Here is an 18,855-nt window from a genome sequence, read left to right on the forward strand (position 1 = left end):
CGTGACCGAGCTGCTCGAAGGCAACGAACTGGCGTAAGGCATGCCGGTGGGGCCGCGAAAGCGGCCCCACGCCCCGCACACGGGGCCGCGAAAGCGGCCCCACACCCTGCACACGGGGCCGCGCCACCGCGGCCCCGCGCCCTGTTCTCTGCCTAGAGCCCCGGCGCGGTCATCTTCAGCACGTCGAGCGCACTGTCGAGCTGCTCGAGCGTGACCTCGCCGCGCTCGACAAAGCCCATGTCGATGACGGCCTCGCGAATGGTCATTCCCTTCGCCACCGAGTGCTTGGCGATCTTTGCGGCGGCTTCGTACCCGATCACGCGGTTGAGGGGGGTGACGATCGACGGCGAGCTCTCCGCGAGAGCGCGAGCGCGTTCGAGGTTGGCCTCGAGGCCCTCGACGGTCTTGTCGGCGAGAACGCGCGTCGAGTTGGCCAAGAGGCGAATCGACTCGAGCAGCGAGGTGCCCATGACGGGAATGGCCACGTTGAGTTCGAACGAGCCGGAGGCCCCCGCCCAGGCGATGGTCGCGTCGTTGCCGATGACACGCGCACACACCATGAGCACGGCTTCGGGTACGACGGGGTTGACCTTGCCGGGCATGATCGACGAGCCCGGCTGCAGGTCGGGAATGTGCAGTTCGGCAAGACCGGTGTTCGGCCCCGAGCCCATCCACCGAATGTCGTTGCAGATCTTGGTGAGTGACACCGCGAGCACACGCAGCGCTCCCGACGCTTCGACGAGGCCGTCGCGCGCGCCCTGGGCTTCGAAGTGGTCGAGCGCCTCGGTGATGGGCAGGCCAGTCGTGCGCGCCAACTCTGCGATCACCTTCTGCGAGAAGCCGAGCGGCGTGTTGATGCCCGTGCCCGTGGCCGTGCCGCCGAGCGGCACTTCGGCCACGCGGTCGATGGTCGCCTGAACCCGAGCGATGCCCAGACGGACCTGCCGCGCGTAGCCGGCGAATTCTTGGCCGAGCGTGACGGGAGTGGCGTCCATCAAGTGGGTGCGACCAGCCTTGACGGCGGTCTTCCACAGCTCCGCTTTGACCTCGAGGGCGCCAGCGAGGTGCTCGAGGGCCGGAATGAGGTCGCTCAGCAGAGCCGAGGTGACCGCCAGGTGCACCGACGTCGGAAAGACGTCGTTGGACGACTGCGAGGCGTTGACGTGGTCGTTCGGGTGCACCGGCAGGGCATCCGTCGACGCAAGCGTCGCGAGCACCTCGTTCATGTTCATGTTCGACGAGGTTCCCGAGCCGGTCTGGTACGTGTCGACCGGAAACTGGTCGTGGTGCGCGCCACCGATGATCTGGTCGGCAGCGCCGACGATGGCCTCGGCGAGGGCCGCATCGAGAATGCCGAGTTCGGCGTTGACGATCGCGGCGGCGCGCTTGATCTGCGCGAGGGCGACGATTTGCCCGCTCTCGAGGCCCGAGCCCGAGATGGGAAAGTTCTCGACGGCGCGCTGCGTCTGCGCGCGGTAGAGGGCGCTGCGCGGAACGCGCACCTCGCCCATGGTGTCGTGCTCGATGCGGTAGTCGGCGTCAGTGCTGCTCACGGCTGTGGTCCTTTGAATCTCACGGGGGTGTTCCCAGGGTGACGGGGAAGTCGCGGTGGCGGGCGGCCGGCTTAGGCCGCACCGGGTGCGGTCGATAGCTGGCCGACGACGACATCGGGAACGACTCTGCCCTCACGAAGACGGTAGTTCGCACCGACAACGGCCAGCGTACCGGCAGCAACCTCATCGCTGATGAGCTCGCTCGCGGTCAGCAGGGCACCGACCGTGTCGCGCAAGTGCTCACGGCCGACCTCGAGCGCGTCGATGTCGGCCGCTGCTGAAGCCCCGCTCGCGAGCCGAACGCGGTCGACGGCGGGCGTGATCTGGTCGACGAGACCTTGAATGTGCACCGGCAGGGGAGGCGACTCGGGGTCGACCGCCGTGATAGCCGCGCCGACTGCTCCGCACTCGTCGTGACCGAGCACGAGAATGAGCGGAACCTTGAGCACGGCAACCGCGTATTCGAGCGAACCGATGACGCTGTCGCTGATCACTTGCCCCGCGTTACGCACGACGAACAGGTCGCCGAGCCCCTTGTCGAAGATGATCTCGGCGGCGAGGCGCGAGTCGCTGCAACCAAAGAGGGCGGCGTGGGGTGCTTGGTGGCCGGCAAGCTCGGCGCGTCGGTCGACATCTTGGCGGGGATGCTGAGGCTCACCCGCAACAAAGCGCGCGTTGCCCCGCTGCATCTCACGCCAAACCTGGTCGGGCGTGCGGCGTTCGGTCGGCATGACGCTCCTGGGCGGACTCGGGGTGTGCAGTGCATCCCCGAGCGTAGTGCGCGACTAGTCGACCGGCGGTAATTCCGCCGCGACAGCAGTCGCGAGAACGTCGAGGTCGGCGTCACTCGCTGTGCCATAGAGCACGACCGTGCTGTCGGGCGTAGTCGTGACGAGGGCAATCTCGCGCAGGCCCACTCCCTCGACGCCGCGCCGGTCGTAGCGCTGCCACTCGACGCCGGCAATGCGCACCGTGTCACCGGCGCCCGGGTCGCGCAGCGCATCTTGCAGCCAGCTTTGCTCGTCGGTGAACCCTTGCAGCACGGCGAGAAACGTGTTCTCGGCCGTGATGAACCCGATCGCCCACTCGTCGACGCCGCCCGAGCCCGCCAACTCCGCGCGGTTGGCGCTCCAGGTGGGCGGCACGATGGGGGCGATGACGGCCGTGCCGAGACTCGCTTCGGCCTCGGCAGCGGCGGCGAGGTAGTCAACCGCGGGCGGCGTGGGTTCGGGGCGCACGACGACCAGCACGAGAAACATCACGATGGCGAGCGACGCAATGAGCGAACCGATGAGGTTGCGCACGGTCTGGTTGGCACGGCGCTTGCGGCGAGCCTCGGCGATGCGGTCAGCCTTTTGTTCTGGCGTCTCGGCGCCCGACTGGGCGGGGGAGGTGGTCATTGCACTCAGCCTTCGGCGGCCGCGCGAGCCGCGTCGAGGCGCTCTTTCGCGCCGATCAGCCACTCTTCACAGCGACGCGCGAGCGCTTCACCGCGTTCCCACAACGCGATGGACTGTTCGAGCGTTGCCCCACCTTGCTCGAGCTCGGTGACAACGCGAACGAGCTCGTCGCGCGCCTGCTCATAGCTCAGGTCGGCGATCGGTGACGATTCGGCAGCGGTCATGTCAGCCATGCTAAGCGGGCCTTTCTTCAGACGGCGTGAGAGCGGGGCCGGTAGCGGTCGCCCCCAAGCGACCGTCGGCGAGCGTAATGACGAGCTCGGTGCCCGCAGCAACAGAGGCGGCCGATCGCACGACGGCTCCGGCGGCCGTGTGGGCAATGGCATAGCCGCGGTCGAGCGTGTGCTGCGGCGAGAGCGCGCGCAATTGGCGGCGGCGTTCGTCGATCTCGAGGTGAGCACGTTCGAGCGCACGGGTCGTGAGCTCGACTCCGCGCGCGACGGCGCGCGTCAGTTCGTCGGCGCGCGACTCGATAATCCAGGTGGCCGAGGCAAGTGCTGGTCGCGAGCGAATCGAGGCAATGCGATCGACCTCAGTCGCAATTGCTCCCGTCACACGCGTGAGCATGCGTGCGCGCACTTGTTGCACGCGCGACAACTCGTCACTCACGTCAGGCACCACGCGTTTGGCGGCGTCGGTCGGCGTCGAGGCACGCAAGTCGGCGACGTCGTCGAGCAGTGGTCGGTCGTTCTCGTGACCGATTGCGCTCACGAGCGGGGTCTGGCACGCGGCCGCGGCCCGAACCAGACTTTCGTCGCTGAAGGGCAGCAGGTTCTGAAAGTCGCCGCCGCCGCGAGCAACGATGATGACGTCGACCTCGGGGTCAGCATCCAATTGACGGATGCCCGCCGTCACCTCGGCCACGGCCTTGTCGCCCTGCACTGCTGCGTGCACGACCCGAAACTGCACTGAGGGCCAGCGCAACTGAGCGTTGCGAATGACATCTTTTTCGGCATCGCTGTCTTTGCCCGTCACCAGCCCGATGCACTGCGGCAAGAACGGCAGCGGCTTCTTGCGCTCGGGCGCAAAGAGGCCTTCGGCGGCAAGGGTGGCGCGCAGCCGTTCGAGCCGTTCGAGCAAGTCGCCCAGGCCGACGCGTCGCATCTGCGACACCTGCATCGTGAGGGTGCCGCCCTTGACCCACCAGTTGGCCTTGACGAGCGCGGTGACGCGGTCGCCTTGCCCGAGCCCGTCAGGCAACGTTGACCGCACCGATGACCAGATGACGAACGACACGGTCGCATCGTCGGTGACGTCTTTGAGCTTGCCGTAGACGTTGCCGCCCGAGACGCCCCACTGAGCGATCTCGCCCTCGACCCACACCTGACCGAGCCGGTCGATGTAGTCCTTGATCTTTGTCGACAGCTGGCCAACGGCCCAGGGCGCATCAGCGGTCGACGGTGCGTCGGTCACGGTGCCCTCCTTGCGTCGATCGGCGGCCTTCGCCAGGGTAGTCGACAGCGCCGATACCGCGGCGCGCGCAGCTCAGGAGCTTCATGGTCACGCCTACTCCGCTCACAATTGACTCGCTCACGAAGGTGTATGGCGAGGTCACAGCCTTGCGCGATGTCTCGTTCACCGCGACGCCCGGCCGCGTCACGGGCTTTCTCGGGCCCAATGGCGCGGGCAAGACGTCGACCCTGCGCATTCTCTTGGGGCTCAACCGCCCGACTGCCGGTCGTGCGCTCATCGATGGTCAGCAGTACCGCGCCCTCGATGCACCGTCGCGCCGCGTCGGCAGTTCGCTCTCGGCCGACGTCTTTCACCCCGGACGCAGTGGGCGCAATCACTTGCTGACGCTCGCGATCGCGGCGGGAATCGATCGGGCCCGTGTCGACACTGTGCTCGACATGGTCGGGCTCGCCTATGCGGGCCGCCGTGCCGTCGGAGGCTACTCACTCGGAATGCGGCAGAGACTCGGGCTCGCGAGCGCTCTGCTGGGCGATCCCGATGCGCTCGTGCTCGATGAGCCCATCAACGGCCTCGACCCTGATGGCATTCGCTGGATGCGTTCGCTGTTGCGCTCGCTCGCCGCCGAGGGTCGCACGGTGTTGCTCTCGTCACACGTGCTGAGCGAAGTGCAGCAGACGGTTGACGATGTCGTGGTCATCCGTCATGGGCGCATCGTTTTTGACGGCCCCCTGGCGACTCTCGAGAGCGGAACGGCGCGTGTGCGCGTTGACGCGGCCGACCGCGCGGCGCTGACGGATGCCCTCACGCGCGCCGGCGCCACCGTCGAGTTCGGTAGCGCAGGTCTGACGGTGCTCGGTCTCGACGTTGGGCGCACGGGTGAGGTTGCCCGTGACGCGGGCCTCGCGCTCACGCACTTGAGCGACGAGTCTGACGGCCTCGAGTCGGTGTTTCTCGCGCTCACGGCGGATGAAGCCCCACCCGCACCCGCCCCCGCGCCCGCCGCTGCCGAGGGGAGTGCCGCATGACCGCCCTGTTTCGTGCCACGGCGTCGGAGTTCGCCAAGGTCTTCTCGCTGAAGTCGTGGTGGCTGCTCGCGCTCATCATGGTCGTCTATGTGGGCTTCACGGCGGCAGCGCTCGCGTTCTTCTTCAGCGACCTCGGGTCGCAGCTCGCGGGCGCGGGCACGGGTGCTCCGGCCCCCGAGCTTGACCCGGTCGTGGCTGCCAATCTCGTCTACAGCAGCGTTACTGCCGTAGGTCTCGTGATTCCGCTCTTGTTCGGTGCCTTGCTCGCGACGACAGAGTGGCGCCACGGCACCCTCACGCCCACGGTGCTTGCGCAACCGCGCCGCGGCATCGTGCTCGCGGCCAAGGGTGTGGTGGCGGCCGTCATGGGCGTCATCTACGGCGTCGTGGGGCTGATCGGCTCGGTGGGCCTCGGCGCGCCGGTGCTCGCCGCCCTGGGCGAACCGACGGCGCTCGATGACCCCGAGGTCATCGCGGTGCTGCTGCGCACGCTGCTGGCCACAGCACTGTGGTCGCTGCTCGGTCTCGGGCTGGGCGCACTGCTCACGAGCCAGATTGCGGCGATCGTGATCGTGCTCGCCTTCACACAGTTCGTCGAACCGATTCTTCGCCTCGTGGCGAGTGTGTGGGAGTGGTCGGCCTCGATCGGGCGCTTCTTGCCCGGGTCGGCAACCGATGCGCTCGTCGGCGCGGGCATCTTGAGCTCACTCAACGCTCTTGATCCGAGCGTGCCCTCCGCGACCGTGGATGCTCTGCTCTGGTGGCAGGGAGGCCTCGTGCTCGCGGCGCTCGCCGCCGTGCTCATCGTCGCGGCGTCGCTCACCACCATGCGGCGCGACGTCGAGTAGCGACGGAGGGTCACACTCGAGCCAAAGCCCATACGCAGACTGCCCCTCGTAGACTGAAGGGGTGAGCACGATCTCGAACGGCGCCCTGGGCTCGACCCTGACCGCACCCGTCATTCCTCAGCGGCGCGAGCGACTCGTTCCCGTCGCCGTCGACCGCCCCAAGCGCGTGCTGTTGGCGGCACCGCGCGGCTACTGCGCCGGTGTCGATCGCGCGGTCATCGCCGTCGAAAAGGCGATTGAGCAATACGGCGCTCCGGTTTATGTGCGCAAGCAGATTGTGCACAACGTGCACGTGGTCAGCGAGCTCGAGAAGAAGGGCGCGATTTTCGTCGACGAGGTCGGCGAGGTTCCTCCGGGTTCGCTCATCGTCTTCTCGGCGCACGGCGTGAGCCCCGCCGTGGTTCAGGGTGCGGCCGACCGCGACCTCCAGGCCATCGATGCCACGTGTCCGCTCGTGACGAAAGTGCACCGCGAAGCCGTGCGGTTTGCGAAGCAGGATTACCGCATCCTTCTCATCGGCCACGCGGGCCACGAAGAGGTCGAGGGCACGATGGGCCACGCGCCCGAGCGCATGATTCTCATCGGCACGCCCGACGAGGCCGACACGGTTGAGGTGCCCGAGGCCGACGAGCTGATCTGGCTGTCGCAGACGACGCTCAGTGTTGACGAGACCATGGAGACCGTGCGGCGTTTGCGTGCGCGTTTTCCGCACCTGCAAGACCCGCCGAGCGATGACATTTGCTACGCCACGCAAAACCGTCAGGTGGCGATCAAGAAGGTTGCCCCCGAGTCCGATCTCGTGATCGTCGTGGGCTCGGCCAATAGCTCGAACAGCGTGCGCCTTGTCGAGGTGGCGCTCGAATATGGCGCCAAGGCTGCGTACCGCGTCGACTACGCGAGCGAGATCAAGCAAGAGTGGCTGGAGGGCGTGGCCACCGTCGGTGTCACGAGTGGCGCGAGTGTGCCCGAGGTGCTCGTCGAGCAGGTGCTCGCCGACTTGCGCGATGCCGGTTTCGATGCCGTTGACGAAATCAAGACGGCCGAAGAAGACCTGCAGTTCTCGCTGCCGAAAGAGCTGCGGCGCGATAAAGACGGCAACGTCGACGAACGCGCCCTCGGCGGACGCATCAGTAGCTAACGCCAGGCCGGGCCCGTCGCCGCGTGAGGCGATCGGACCCGACCCGGCAGGTCGCTAGCGGCCCGAGTGGCCGGCCGAGCCGAGCTGCTGTGTTGCTTCGACGACGCGCTTGGCCATGGCCGTTTCGGCGGCCTTGCCCCACGCGCGCGGGTCGTAGACCTTCTTGTTGCCCATCTCGCCGTCGACCTTCAAGAAGCCGTCGTAGTTCTTGAGCACCGAGTCGGCCACCGACCGGCTGAAGGCGTACTGCGTGTCGGTGTCGATGTTCATTTTGATGACACCGTTCTTGACGGCGGTCGCGATTTCGTCGTCGGTCGAGCCCAAGCCACCGTGGAAGACGAGGTCGAGCGGAAGGGCATCCGTGCCGTTTGCGGAATTCGGGAAGTACCGTGCCTGAATGCCCGCCTGAATCTCGGCGAGCAGTTCGGGGCGCAGCTTGACGTTGCCCGGCTTGTAGACGCCGTGCACGTTGCCGAAGGTGAGGGCGGCCATGTAGCGGCCCTGCTCGCCCAGGCCGAGCGCCTCGACCGCGGCGGTGACATCGCCGAGGGTCGTGTAGAGCGCGTCGTTCGAGCCCTCGTGCTGCACGCCGTCTTCTTCGCCGCCGACGACGCCGATCTCGACCTCGAGAATCGCGTGGATGGCCTTCATGCGGGGGAGGAGGTCGCGCGCGATCTCGAGGTTCTCGGCGAGGGGCACGGCCGAGCCGTCCCACATGTGCGACTGGAAGATCGGGTTGCGGCCGGCCTTGACCTCGGCCTCGCTCGCGGCGATGAGCGGCATGACGAATCCGTCGAGCGCGTCTTTGGGGCAGTGGTCGGTGTGCAGCGCGACCGTGACGGGGTAGTTCTTCGCGACCTCGGTGGCGAACGCGGCGAAGGCGAGGGCGCCCGAGGCGCGGGCCTTGACGGTCTGGCCGGCGAAGTAGTCGGCGCCGCCCGTGGTCACCTGCAGAATGCCGTCAGAGCCGGCTTCGCTCAAGCCCTGCAGCACCGAGTTGATCGTCGACGACGACGACACGTTGATGGCGGGGTAGGCGAACCCGCCCTTCTTGGCCTTGTCGAGCATTTCGGCGTACTGCTCAGGGGTGGCGACAGGCATGACTCTCCTCAGTGCTGGTGTGTGGTGGATGCCCTTTGAGTCTAGCCAGCGAGCGCCCCGCGGGCTCTCGAGCGCCGGTAGGCTGACGGTGCGCTGATCTACCACCCGGCGCGTCCTTGCTTCCGCTCGTTCATCTACGGAAAGGACGCCCTTGTGGTGACCACCGAAACCGGAACCCTGTTCTTGCACCCCGACCGCAACCTCGCCATGGAGCTCGTTCGAGCCACCGAAGCAGCGGCGATTCGCTCAGCCCCGTTCATTGGCAAGGGCGACAAACTCGCGGCCGATGGGGCGGCGGTGGATGCCATGCGCAAGTTTCTCGGAACCGTCAACTTCAGCGGCCTCGTCGTCATCGGCGAGGGTGAGAAAGACAACGCACCGATGCTCTACAACGGTGAGGTGGTCGGGAACGGCCAGGGTCCCGCGTGCGACATCGCCGTCGACCCCATCGACGGCACCTCGCTCACGGCGGCCGGCCGCGGCCACGCGATCTCGATGATCGCCGTCGCCGATCGCGGCTCGATGCTCGACGCCTCGAGCGTGTTCTATATGGAGAAGCTCGTCGCGGGGTGGGAAGGCATCGGCGTGCTCGACATTCGCCAGTCGATCGCCGAGAACATTCGCGCGCTCGCGTCGGCAAAGAAGAAGCCCGTCGACGAGATGCGCATCGCCGTGCTCGACCGACCGCGGCACGAGGGGCTCATCGCCGAGATTCGCGCGACGGGCGCGGGCACCCGGCTCATCCTCGACGGCGACGTCGCCGCGGGCATCAACGCCGCGCGCCACGACAGCCGCATTGACCTCGCGGTGGGCACGGGCGGCAGCCCCGAGGGTGTCGCGACCGCGTGCGCGGTGAAGGCGCTCGGCGGTTTCATCCAGGGGCGCCTCGCCCCCGGCAGCGATGACGAGCGCACGCGCGGCGCGGCCGCGGGCCTGAAGTTCGACCACGTCTACGAGGCCGATGAGCTCGTGCGCAGCGACAACACCTTCTTCGTCGCCACCGGCGTGACCGACGGCGAGCTCGTGCGGGGCGTGCGGCGCGAGCGCGGCATCATCACGACCGAGTCGATCGTGTTGCGCTCACGCTCGGGCACGATTCGCCGCGTGACGGCCGACCACCTCGAGAACAAGTGGCTCGACGGCTGAGCGTGAGCGCAGCATCCGTCGCCCGCGTTCGCACCCCCCGTTCGCTGAGAGCGGCACGCTCGTGGCGTGAGGGCGGCCTGCGCGGGTGAAGAATGAGCAGGCCATGCTTGCACTCATTCTCCGGCGGTACTTGAAGCCCTACGGGCTGCTCATCGCGGGCGTCGTCGTCTTTCAGCTTGCTCAAGCCGTCGCCTCGCTCTTCTTGCCCGCGCTCAACGCGGCGATCATCGACCGCGGCATTGCCACGGGCGACACGGCCTACATTCTGCAGGTGGGTGGCGCGATGCTCGCGATCACGCTCGTGCAGATCGCGTGCGCCATCACGGCCGTCTACTTCGGTGCTCGTGTGGCCATGTCGCTCGGGCGCGACCTGCGCGGGGCAGTGTTCGCGCACGTCGGCACCTTCTCTGAGCGAGAAGTGAGTCGCTTCGGGGCGCCCTCGCTCATCACGCGCACGACCAACGACGTGCAGCAAGTGCAAATGCTCGTGCTGATGACGAGCACGATGCTCGTGAGCGCGCCGATTCTCGCGATCGGCGGGGTCATCATGGCGCTGCAGCAAGACCTCGAGCTCTCGCTCATCATGGCCGTGGCTATTCCGGTGCTGCTCATCGCCGTGAGCGCCATCATCGTGCGCACCGTTCCGCTGTTTCGCGTCATGCAAGAGCGCATCGACACCGTCAACCGCGTGCTGCGCGAACAACTGACGGGCATGCGCGTCGTGCGAGCGTTCGTGCGCGAGCGCCACGAGGTCGCGCGCTTTGCTGACGCGAACGCGCAACTCACCGACACGGCGTTGCGGGCGGGGCGGCTGTTTGCGTTGATGTTCCCGATCGTGCTGCTCGTGCTCAACGTCTCGAGCGTGGCCGTGCTCTGGTTCGGCTCCTACCGCATCGAGTCGGGGCTCATGCAGGTCGGTGCCCTCACGGCCTTTCTCACCTACCTCATCCAGATCTTGATGGCCGTGCTTATGGCGACTTTCATTGCCGTGCTGCTGCCGCGGGCGGCCGTGTCGGCCGACCGCATTGGCGAGGTGCTCGAGACGCCCTCCTCTGTGGCGTTGCCGCAGAATCCCGTGATGACGGTGACCGCGAGCGGCCGCGTTGAGTTGCGCGACGTGACCTTTGCGTACCCGGGGGCGGAGCATCCGGTGCTCGACGGCGTCAGCCTCGTGGCCGAGCGCGGAAAGATGACGGCCATCATCGGCAGCACGGGTGCGGGCAAGACGACGCTCATTAGCCTGCTGCCGCGGCTGTTCGACGCGACGGGTGGCGCCGTGCTCGTGGACGACGTCGACGTGCGCGAGCTCGACGCCGACCTGCTGTGGAGCCGCATCGGGCTCGTGCCGCAGCGCCCCTACCTGTTCTCGGGCACTGTGGCGAGCAATCTGCGATTCGGCAAGGCCGACGCCACCGACGACGAGCTGTGGGCGGCGCTCGAGATTGCGCAGGCCGCCGACTTCGTGCGCGAGATGCCCGAGCAGCTCGACGCACCCATCGCTCAGGGCGGCACGACCGTCTCGGGTGGCCAGCGTCAACGCCTTGCCATCGCGCGTGCGCTCGTCAAGCGGCCCGAGATTTACGTCTTCGACGACTCGTTCTCGGCCCTTGATACGGCGACGGATGCCCGGCTGCGAGCAGCCCTGCGCCGCGAGGTCACCGACGCCACCCTCATCGTCGTCGCCCAGCGTGTTGCCACCGTGCAAGACGCCGACCAGATCATCGTGCTCGACCGCGGCGTGGTGCTCGGCCGCGGCACGCACGCAGAGTTGCTCGCGAGCAACGAGACCTACGCCGAGATCGTCAATAGTCAGTTGCGAGCGGAGGTGGGCACATGAGCACGGCACCAGCACGGCCCGTCGGCCCTCCCGGGGGAGTGCGCCGCGGGCCCATGGGTGGCCCGATGGGCGGCGGCATCGGAATGCCCGCCGAAAAAGCCATGACCTTTGGCCCCTCGGCGAAGCGCCTCATCGGGCGGCTCGCACCCGAGCGAGGGCTCGTCTACCTCGTGATCGCACTCGGTGTTGTCAGCGTGCTGTTGAGCGTGGTCGGCCCCGCCCTGCTCGGCATGGCGACCAACATCATCGTCGACGGCGTGTTCGGAAACGGTGACGGAGCAGGCCAGGCGGGTGACGGCGCGGGCATCGACTTCGATGCCCTGCACGTGTTGCTCGGCATCGTGTTGCTCGTCTACGTGTTCTCGTCGGTCTTCTCGTGGCTGCAGGCCTACTTGCTCAATGGCGTCACGCAGCGAACCGTGTATCGCCTGCGTGAAGAGGTGCAGGGCAAGCTCAACCGTCTGCCGCTGACCTACTTCGACAAGGTGCAGCGAGGTGAGGTGCTCAGTCGCGTCACCAACGACGTCGACAACATTTCGCAGAGCCTGCAGCAGACGCTGAGCCAGTTGCTGACGTCGTTGCTCACGGTCATCGCCGTCATCGTCATGATGTTCGTCATCTCGCCGATCTTGGCGCTGGTCTCGCTCATCACGGTGCCGCTCACGCTCGTCATCACGGCGATCATCGCCAAGCGCTCTCAGAAGCTCTTCGTGGCGCAATGGGCGCACACGGGCGAGCTCAACGCGCAGATCGAAGAGACCTTCACGGGCCACGCGCTCGTCAAGGTGTTCGGACGGCAGCGCGAGGTTGAGCAGCGGTTCCTCGAGAAGAACGAGCAGCTGTTCACCGCGAGCTTTGGCGCGCAGTTCGTGAGCGGCATCATCATGCCCGCCATCATGTTCGTCGGAAACCTCGTCTATGTCGCGATCGCCGTCGTCGGCGGTCTGCTCGTGACAGCCGGCGCGATGACGATCGGCGGCGTGCAGGCCTTCATTCAATACTCACGTCAGTTCACGCAGCCGCTCAGCCAGCTCGGCTCGATGGCGAATTTGCTGCAGTCGGGTGTCGCGAGTGCCGAGCGTGTCTTTGAGCTGATGGATGCGCCCGAGCAAACCCCCGACCCGTCACCGGCGGCGACTCCAGAGGCCACCACGGGTCGGTTGGTCTTCGAGAACGTGTCGTTCCGGTACGACCCCCAGGTGCCCCTCATCGACGAGCTCTCGCTCGTCGCCGAGCCCGGACAGACGATCGCCATCGTCGGGCCCACGGGCGCGGGCAAGACCACGCTCGTCAACCTCATGATGCGGTTCTACGAGCTCGACGGCGGGCGCATCACGCTCGACGGCGTCGACATCGCCGAGATGACCCGCGACGACTTGCGCTCGCGCATGGGCATGGTGCTGCAAGACACCTGGCTGTTCGGGGGCACGATTCGCGACAACATCGCCTACGGTCGCCCTGACGCGACCGAGGACGAGATTCTCGACGCGGCCCGCGCCACCTACGTCGACCGCTTCGTCGGCGCGCTACCCGACGGCTACGACACCGTGCTCGACGACGACGGCTCGAACGTGAGCGCGGGCGAAAAGCAGTTGCTCACGATCGCGCGCGCGTTCCTCGCTCGCCCGAGCGTGCTCATCCTTGACGAGGCGACTAGCTCGGTCGACACGCGCACCGAGGTGCTCGTGCAGCACGCCATGGCGGCACTGCGTCGCGACCGCACGAGCTTCGTCATCGCGCACCGCCTCTCGACCATTCGCGACGCCGACCTGATTCTCGTCATGGAGTCGGGCCGCATTGTCGAGCAAGGCACCCATGAGCAGTTGCTCGCCACACCCGGCGCCTACGCGCGACTCTACGAGGCGCAGTTCGCGTCGCCGACAGGCGAGGCGTAAGCAAGCACAGTGCCGCGCCGACAGGCCAGGCGTAAGCAAGCACAGTGCCGCGCCGACAGGCCAGGCGTCAGCAAGCACAGTGCCGCGCCGACAGGCGAGGCGTAGACCAGGTCAGTGCCGCGCCCGAAGGGCGCGGCACTGTTGTCTATGCGGTCTCGGCACCGCTTCTACGAGAGTTCTCGTCCCTGTGTTTCGATGGTGGCGGTGTGTGAGGTGACGGCAATGGCACGCAGCTCGCGCCGCAGAATCTTGCCGATGGGGCTCTTGGGCAATTCGTCGACGAATCGTACCGACTTCGGAACCTTGTAGGCGGCGAGGGTTTCGCGGCAGTGTTCGAGCACGGCTGCCTCGGTGGGAGCATCCGTGCCTGCCACGACGTAGGCGCGCACGGCCTCGCCCGACTTGTCGTCGGGAATGCCCACAACACCAACCTCGAGCACGCCCGCAAGCGAGGCGATGCGCTCTTCGATCTCGTTGGGGTAGACATTGAATCCACTCACGAGAATCATGTCTTTCTTGCGATCGACAATCGTGAAGAAGCCATCGGCGTCCATTTCGGCGACATCGCCCGTGCGGAACCAACCGTCGACGATGCTCGCCGCCGTGTCGTCGGGTCGTTGCCAGTAGCCGAGCATGACCTGAGGGCCCTTGGCCGCGATCTCGCCGGGCGTTCCGGGCTTCACCTCTTTGCCCTTCTCATCGATGCACCGCAGTTCGGTCGACGGCACGGGAATTCCGATGGTGCCGTCTTTCGCCGAGGGGCCGAAGGGGTTGAAGCTCAACACCGGCGAGGTCTCGGTGAGGCCGTAGCCCTCAACGATGGGGGTGCCGGTGACCTCACGCCATTGGGCTGCGACCGAGTCGTGCAACGCCATTCCGCCAGCGGCCGAGGCGCGCAAGTGGCGGGGCGGGCTGTCAAGAAACCAGCGCTCGTTGAGCAGGGCGTTGAAGAGCGTGTTGACGCCCGTGACCCACGTGATCTTGTAGTTCTCGAACGCTCGCTTGAGGTTGCTCGGCGGGCGGGGCGAGGGCACCAAGATGTTGCGCGCGCCGAGGCGGTAGAAGCCGAGCAGATTCACCGTGAAGGCGAAGATGTGGTAAAGCGGCAGCGCCGTCAAGACCACTTCACTGCCGGGCCGCATGTAGCCACCGCACATCTGAATCATCTGCAGCGTGTTGGCCACGAGGTTGCCGTGCGAGAGCATGGCGCCCTTCGACACGCCCGTCGTGCCGCCCGTGTATTGCAAGGCTGCGAGCGAGTCGGGTCCGAGGTCGGCCACGTAAGCGGCGAGGCTGTCGTCGGATTTTGCTGCTCGGCCGGCAGCCAACGCACTCGGGAGCGGTGTGTGGGCCACCGTGATTTTCGGCAGGGAGCGGTCCCACACTTTCTGAACCATACGAATGACCCCTCCGACGACAGGGGGGAAGAGCTCGGTGATGCGCACCGTGATGACCGTCTGGATCGAGGTCTTTGGCAAGACGTCAGGCAAACGGTCAGCGAACATGTCAATGACGACGAGTGCCGTGGCGCCCGAGTCACTGAACTGGTGCACCATCTCGGTGGCCGTGTAGAGCGGGTTGGTGTTGACGAGCACGCACCCGGCCTTGAGGATGCCGAACGCGACGATGGGGTAGCTCAGGCAGTTTGGCATCTGCACCGCTACGCGGTCACCGGCGCTCAGCCCTACGACCTCACGGAGGTAGGTGGCAAAGTCATCAGACAGTACGTCGATTCGGCTGTAGGAGAGCGAGCCGTTCATGCCGTTCGGCATGCACTGCGTGAACGCAATCGTCTTGCTGTAGTCGGCAGCTGATCCACGCACGAGGGCGGGCAAGTGTGCAAACGGAATCTCGCCGAGTTCAGGCGCGACGTCGTCGGCGTAGTGGGTACTCCAAGGGCGTTGGGTCATCGTCGATCTTTCGCCGGGCTCGGGTCGTCGACGGATTCGCCGACGTTGGTGAAGCTGACTTCATCTTATCCCGGTGCATCCCGGCGCGCGAGGGGCGATTATTCAGGATGCCCTAGCCGGCGTTCTGGAGCACCGAGATGATGTTTCCCGAGGGGTCGGTGAACCACGCGATGTCGGGCCCCTGGTCGGCAGCAATGCCTCGAATGATTCCGCGGTCGTCGTGGGGCATGCCCGCATAACGTTCGAACGTGACACCGCGGCCTGTGAGCTCGTCGACGGCGGCGTCGATGTCGTTCACTTCGAGATTGAGCATCGTGTAACTCGCTGCCACGTGGTCGTCTTTCGGATACACGAGCACGAAACCGCCGGCGGGAAGCTCGATCGACAGATGACCCATGGACTCGTCGGTGACGGTGAGGCCGAGAGTGTCTCGGTAGAACGCGCGAGCGGCGTCAATGTCGGAAACCGCGAAGCCGCTGAAGACGAAGGCGTAGTCGATCATGTGGGGCACGCTACTCGCGTGCCGAGTCGTCGTCGAGAGTGCTGAATTCGAGTTCGGGGGTGCGCGTGGTGGTGTCTTCGAGCTCAGCGACGAGTTCCATCGCCGTCAGGTCGCGCGGCGAGTCTTCGATGGCCGCGAGCGGGCCGAGCACGGTCGACTCGTCGAGCTTCTGGAGCTTGCGGGCCGTGGGCAACACTTGCCGCTCGAGCGAGCCGACGAAGCCGTTGTAGTTCTTGATGGTGCTCTCAATGGCGCGACCGAGCTTTTCGACATGCCCCGCCATGGTCGAGAGCCGCGAGTACAGTTCGCGGCTGAGGTCGAAGAGCACCTGCGCATCGGCCGTGAGCACGTCTTGTTGCCACGAGAACGCCACGGTCTTGAGCACCGACCACAGGGTGACGGGCGAGGCAAGAGCCACGCGCTTCGAGAACGCGTAGTCCATGATCGCCGGGTCGGCCTCCATTGCCGATGACACGAGTGACTCGCTGGGGATGAACGCGATGACCATCTCGGGTGAGGTGCCGAGCCCGGCCCAATAGGCCTTCGAACCCAGTGCGTCGATGTGCGCACGAACGGCCTTGACGTGATCGTTGAGCAACCGCTTGCGACGGTCGCCCTCCTCGCCCGTCGCGGTAATCGCGATCTGGCTCGCGGCCAGGTAGGCGTCGAACGGCACTTTGGCGTCAACGGGGATGTGCTTGCCGCCGGGCAGGTGAATGACCATGTCGGGGCGACCCGCTCCGGCATCAGAGCTCACGCTCCACTGCACATCAAAGTCGACGCGCTCGATGAGCCCGGCCGCTTCGACGACACGCCGCAGTTGGGTCTCGCCCCACACGCCGCGCGTCGAATTGCTGCGCAACGCGCCGGCGAGCGACTCAGCCGTGGCGCGCAGCCGTTCTTCTGCTTCGGTGGCGGACTTCAGTTGCTGCGTGAGCTCGCCGTGCTGCAGGCTGCGCTGCGTTTCGAGTTCGGTGACTTTCGCTTGCATCGACCGCAGAGTCTCTTGCACCGGCGCGAGTTGCTGCAACACCTTGCTCTCGGCGCGCTCGCGCTCAACCTGGGCCGCCTGCTCGGTGCGCACGCGCTCGACGAGCTCGCGGTATTGCTCTTGGGCGGTCGCGATCTGCTCGCGCAGCCCAGCCGCCGTGGCCTGCAGGGCGGCAAGCTCGGTCGAGAGCTGTGCCCGGTGCTGTGCTTCTTCGGCGCGAATCTCGGCGATCGCCGTCTGGTGGCGGGCTTCGACGATGGCGGGGTCGCCGCCGGATGACCGCCGTGCGAGCACGAGGCCGAGCAGCGCGCCGAGAACGGCGCCGATGAGCAGACCGATGACGAGCGGAAGCACGAAGTCCATGGTGGCCAGTGTGCCAGTCGCCACCGACGACGGCCCGTCGCCAGCCCTACGCTGGGCGCATGAGCACCGGCCCGGATCCGCACGAGGTGAGCGCTGACGACTTGCGATACTTGCTCGCGGTCGCCCGGGTCGGTCGGCTCGTCTCGGCTGCCGCACTGCTCGGGGTCGACCACACGACCGTGCGCCGACGTCTCGACCGGCTCGAGGCGGCCCTGGGTGCGCGACTGCTCGACCGCGGTGCCGATGGCTGGCAACTCACGGCGATCGGGCGCGAGGTGGTGGAGCGCGCGGCGCCGCTCGAGGGGCTCGTCGAGCAAGTGGTGGCCGCCGCCGCGTCCGGTACCGACGCCGTGCGGGGCACCGTGCGCATGGCGGCACCGGAGGGCTTCGGCTCGTTGTTTGCGGCTCCGGCGCTCGCGCGAGTGCGTGCCGAGCATCCCGGAATCGCTCTCGAACTCGTGACCTCGACGCGCCCGTTGAGCTTGCGCGGCTCGGGATTCGACCTCGCCGTGACGGTTGGTTCACCCGCGGGCTCGCGCGTGGCGGCCGAGCTACTGACCGAATACGCGCTCCGGCTCTACGCGGCGCCGAGCTATCTCGCGGCGCGGCCCGCGATTCGCACGTCCGCTGATCTCGAGGGCCACGACCTCGTTTTCTACGTGGATGCCCTGCTCACGGTGCGCGAACTCGACCTCGCTCCCGAGCTCGAGGGCATGCGGCTCGGCTTCGGGTCAACGAACGTGTTTGCACAGCTCGAAGCGACGCGAGCCGGAGCGGGAATCGGCCTGTTGCACGCCTTCATGGGCGAGGGTGCCGCGGGGCTCGAACCCGTGCTGCCGCGCGCGATCGACTTTCGCCTGCCGTTCATGCTCTCGCAGCGCAGCGACAGCCCGGCGATTGACGCCGTGGGGATCGTGCGCGATGCGCTGCGGCGCGAGGTGGCCGAGCGCCGCGACGAACTCTTGCCCCCACGGTGATCTGCGTTTCTGCACATTCACTGTGCACCGATGGCGCTTGATCGCAGAGTCGCGACCCCGCAGACTGGGCACGAATCGTTGAGCGAAGGAGCACACATGTCTGTCGTCAAGCACTGGGTGAACGGCGCGGAGTTCGCCGGGGCATCCACCCGCACCGCCCCTGTCTACAACCCCGCCACGGGTGAGACGCAGCGCGAGGTTGCCCTCGCGACCACGGCCGACGTCGACCACGCCGTGCAGGTGGCCAAGGCTGCGTTCGCCGGGTGGTCAAACACCTCGATCGCCAAGCGCCAGCAGATCATGTTCGCGTTTCGCGAGGGCCTCAACGCGCGCAAAGACGAACTGGCCGCGATTCTGACCAACGAGCACGGCAAGGTGCTGAGCGACGCGGGCGGCGAGATTGCGCGCGGCCTCGAGGTTGTCGAACTCGCGTGCAGCATCCCGCAGCTCATGAAGGGCGAATACAGCGAGAACGTCTCGACCGGCGTCGACGTCTACTCGATCCGTCAGGCGCTCGGCGTGGTGGGCATCATTAGCCCCTTCAACTTTCCGGCCATGGTGCCGCTGTGGTTCTTCCCGCTCGCGATCGCGGCCGGCAACACGGTCGTGCTCAAGCCCTCGGAGAAAGACCCGAGCGCCGCCATCTGGATGGCCGAGCTCTTCAAGGCTTCCGGTCTGCCCGACGGCGTGTTCAAC

Annotated in this window: 17 protein-coding genes; 8 read left to right on the forward strand and 9 right to left on the reverse strand. The window is 66.8% G+C overall.

Going from position 1 to position 18,855, the window contains the following annotated elements; genetic code table 11:
- Positions 1-152: 152 nt before the first annotated feature.
- The 5 genes from SFU54_RS06425 to xseA all read right to left on the reverse strand — a co-directional run bounded on the left by SFU54_RS06425 (position 153) and on the right by xseA (position 4,426).
- The gene (locus tag SFU54_RS06425) at positions 153-1,553 is read right to left on the reverse strand and encodes a class II fumarate hydratase (protein WP_319015462.1); all 1,401 of its coding nucleotides are present in this window, start codon (positions 1,551-1,553) and stop codon (positions 153-155) included.
- A 71-nt stretch (positions 1,554-1,624) separates the two neighbouring features.
- Entirely contained in the window at positions 1,625-2,284 is a 660-nt protein-coding gene (locus SFU54_RS06430) for a carbonic anhydrase (protein WP_319015463.1), read from the reverse strand.
- 54 nt (positions 2,285-2,338) lie between these two features.
- On the reverse strand, positions 2,339-2,953 hold the full coding sequence (locus tag SFU54_RS06435) for a DUF4245 domain-containing protein (RefSeq protein WP_319015464.1): 615 nt from the start codon (positions 2,951-2,953) through the stop codon (positions 2,339-2,341).
- Positions 2,954-2,958: 5 nt separating this feature from the next.
- Positions 2,959-3,177 carry an exodeoxyribonuclease VII small subunit gene (locus SFU54_RS06440; RefSeq protein ID WP_319015465.1) on the reverse strand — a complete coding sequence of 73 codons (219 nt, stop codon included), beginning with the start codon at positions 3,175-3,177 and terminating at the stop codon, positions 2,959-2,961.
- Between the two features lie 10 nt (positions 3,178-3,187).
- Entirely contained in the window at positions 3,188-4,426 is a 1,239-nt protein-coding gene (xseA, locus tag SFU54_RS06445; RefSeq protein ID WP_319015466.1) for an exodeoxyribonuclease VII large subunit, read from the reverse strand.
- An 83-nt stretch (positions 4,427-4,509) separates the two neighbouring features.
- Between xseA and SFU54_RS06450 the strand changes: the two genes are divergently transcribed.
- The 3 genes from SFU54_RS06450 to SFU54_RS06460 all read left to right on the forward strand — a co-directional run bounded on the left by SFU54_RS06450 (position 4,510) and on the right by SFU54_RS06460 (position 7,437).
- Positions 4,510-5,451, forward strand: coding sequence for an ATP-binding cassette domain-containing protein (locus tag SFU54_RS06450; protein WP_319015467.1), 942 nt, complete (start codon positions 4,510-4,512; stop codon positions 5,449-5,451).
- Complete coding sequence (locus SFU54_RS06455; protein ID WP_319015468.1) at positions 5,448-6,299, forward strand: ABC transporter permease; 852 nt, start codon at positions 5,448-5,450, stop codon at positions 6,297-6,299. Before SFU54_RS06450 ends, SFU54_RS06455 begins: the two co-directional genes overlap by 4 nt.
- 97 nt (positions 6,300-6,396) lie before the next feature.
- Positions 6,397-7,437, forward strand: a complete 1,041-nt coding sequence (locus tag SFU54_RS06460; protein WP_413466577.1) for a 4-hydroxy-3-methylbut-2-enyl diphosphate reductase — start codon at positions 6,397-6,399, stop codon at positions 7,435-7,437.
- A 54-nt stretch (positions 7,438-7,491) separates the two neighbouring features.
- On the opposite strand, the gene fbaA is transcribed toward SFU54_RS06460, so the two are convergent.
- Positions 7,492-8,538 (reverse strand): class II fructose-bisphosphate aldolase, encoded by a 1,047-nt coding sequence (gene fbaA / locus SFU54_RS06465; protein WP_319015469.1) that lies wholly within the window; start codon positions 8,536-8,538, stop codon positions 7,492-7,494.
- A 207-nt stretch (positions 8,539-8,745) separates the two neighbouring features.
- Between fbaA and glpX the strand changes: the two genes are divergently transcribed.
- The 3 genes from glpX to SFU54_RS06480 all read left to right on the forward strand — a co-directional run bounded on the left by glpX (position 8,746) and on the right by SFU54_RS06480 (position 13,416).
- Positions 8,746-9,684, forward strand: a complete 939-nt coding sequence (gene glpX / locus SFU54_RS06470) for a class II fructose-bisphosphatase (RefSeq protein ID WP_319015478.1) — start codon at positions 8,746-8,748, stop codon at positions 9,682-9,684.
- A gap of 103 nt (positions 9,685-9,787) precedes the next feature.
- Positions 9,788-11,521 carry an ABC transporter ATP-binding protein gene (locus tag SFU54_RS06475; protein ID WP_319015470.1) on the forward strand — a complete coding sequence of 578 codons (1,734 nt, stop codon included), beginning with the start codon at positions 9,788-9,790 and terminating at the stop codon, positions 11,519-11,521.
- Positions 11,518-13,416, forward strand: coding sequence for an ABC transporter ATP-binding protein (locus SFU54_RS06480; protein WP_319015471.1), 1,899 nt, complete (start codon positions 11,518-11,520; stop codon positions 13,414-13,416). Before SFU54_RS06475 ends, SFU54_RS06480 begins: the two co-directional genes overlap by 4 nt.
- 167 nt (positions 13,417-13,583) lie before the next feature.
- Here SFU54_RS06480 and SFU54_RS06485 read toward each other — a convergent pair whose 3' ends face one another.
- The 3 genes from SFU54_RS06485 to SFU54_RS06495 form a co-directional block, all read right to left on the reverse strand.
- The gene (locus SFU54_RS06485) at positions 13,584-15,326 is read right to left on the reverse strand and encodes an AMP-binding protein (RefSeq protein ID WP_319015472.1); all 1,743 of its coding nucleotides are present in this window, start codon (positions 15,324-15,326) and stop codon (positions 13,584-13,586) included.
- 112 nt (positions 15,327-15,438) lie between these two features.
- Complete coding sequence (locus SFU54_RS06490) at positions 15,439-15,828, reverse strand: VOC family protein (RefSeq protein WP_319015473.1); 390 nt, start codon at positions 15,826-15,828, stop codon at positions 15,439-15,441.
- A 10-nt stretch (positions 15,829-15,838) separates the two neighbouring features.
- A complete protein-coding gene (locus SFU54_RS06495) occupies positions 15,839-17,182 on the reverse strand; it encodes a DNA recombination protein RmuC (RefSeq protein ID WP_319015474.1) in 1,344 nt (447 codons plus the stop codon).
- A gap of 59 nt (positions 17,183-17,241) precedes the next feature.
- Between SFU54_RS06495 and SFU54_RS06500 the strand changes: the two genes are divergently transcribed.
- Positions 17,242-18,159, forward strand: coding sequence for a LysR family transcriptional regulator (locus SFU54_RS06500; RefSeq protein WP_319015475.1), 918 nt, complete (start codon positions 17,242-17,244; stop codon positions 18,157-18,159).
- Positions 18,160-18,255: 96 nt separating this feature from the next.
- On the forward strand, positions 18,256-18,855 hold a 600-nt coding region (locus SFU54_RS06505; protein WP_319015476.1), incomplete at its 3' end, for an aldehyde dehydrogenase family protein.

Source organism: Microcella sp. (assembly GCF_033763155.1).
Classification (GTDB): Bacteria; Actinomycetota; Actinomycetes; order Actinomycetales; family Microbacteriaceae; genus Microcella.

What these genes read in the sequence shown, in the direction of transcription:
- SFU54_RS06455 (WP_319015468.1), top strand. Translation starts at nt 5,448, where the DNA reads ATGACCGCCCTGTTTCGTGCCACGGCGTCGGAGTTCGCCAAGGTCTTC.
- SFU54_RS06480 (WP_319015471.1), top strand. Translation starts at nt 11,518, where the DNA reads ATGAGCACGGCACCAGCACGGCCCGTCGGCCCTCCCGGGGGAGTGCGC.
- SFU54_RS06500 (WP_319015475.1), top strand. Translation starts at nt 17,242, where the DNA reads ATGAGCACCGGCCCGGATCCGCACGAGGTGAGCGCTGACGACTTGCGA.
- SFU54_RS06475 (WP_319015470.1), top strand. Translation starts at nt 9,788, where the DNA reads ATGCTTGCACTCATTCTCCGGCGGTACTTGAAGCCCTACGGGCTGCTC.
- SFU54_RS06440 (WP_319015465.1), bottom strand. Translation starts at nt 3,177, where the DNA reads ATGACCGCTGCCGAATCGTCACCGATCGCCGACCTGAGCTATGAGCAG.
- SFU54_RS06485 (WP_319015472.1), bottom strand. Translation starts at nt 15,326, where the DNA reads ATGACCCAACGCCCTTGGAGTACCCACTACGCCGACGACGTCGCGCCT.
- SFU54_RS06430 (WP_319015463.1), bottom strand. Translation starts at nt 2,284, where the DNA reads ATGCCGACCGAACGCCGCACGCCCGACCAGGTTTGGCGTGAGATGCAG.
- glpX (WP_319015478.1), top strand. Translation starts at nt 8,746, where the DNA reads ATGGAGCTCGTTCGAGCCACCGAAGCAGCGGCGATTCGCTCAGCCCCG.
- SFU54_RS06450 (WP_319015467.1), top strand. Translation starts at nt 4,510, where the DNA reads ATGGTCACGCCTACTCCGCTCACAATTGACTCGCTCACGAAGGTGTAT.
- SFU54_RS06495 (WP_319015474.1), bottom strand. Translation starts at nt 17,182, where the DNA reads ATGGACTTCGTGCTTCCGCTCGTCATCGGTCTGCTCATCGGCGCCGTT.
- SFU54_RS06490 (WP_319015473.1), bottom strand. Translation starts at nt 15,828, where the DNA reads ATGATCGACTACGCCTTCGTCTTCAGCGGCTTCGCGGTTTCCGACATT.
- fbaA (WP_319015469.1), bottom strand. Translation starts at nt 8,538, where the DNA reads ATGCCTGTCGCCACCCCTGAGCAGTACGCCGAAATGCTCGACAAGGCC.
- SFU54_RS06435 (WP_319015464.1), bottom strand. Translation starts at nt 2,953, where the DNA reads ATGACCACCTCCCCCGCCCAGTCGGGCGCCGAGACGCCAGAACAAAAG.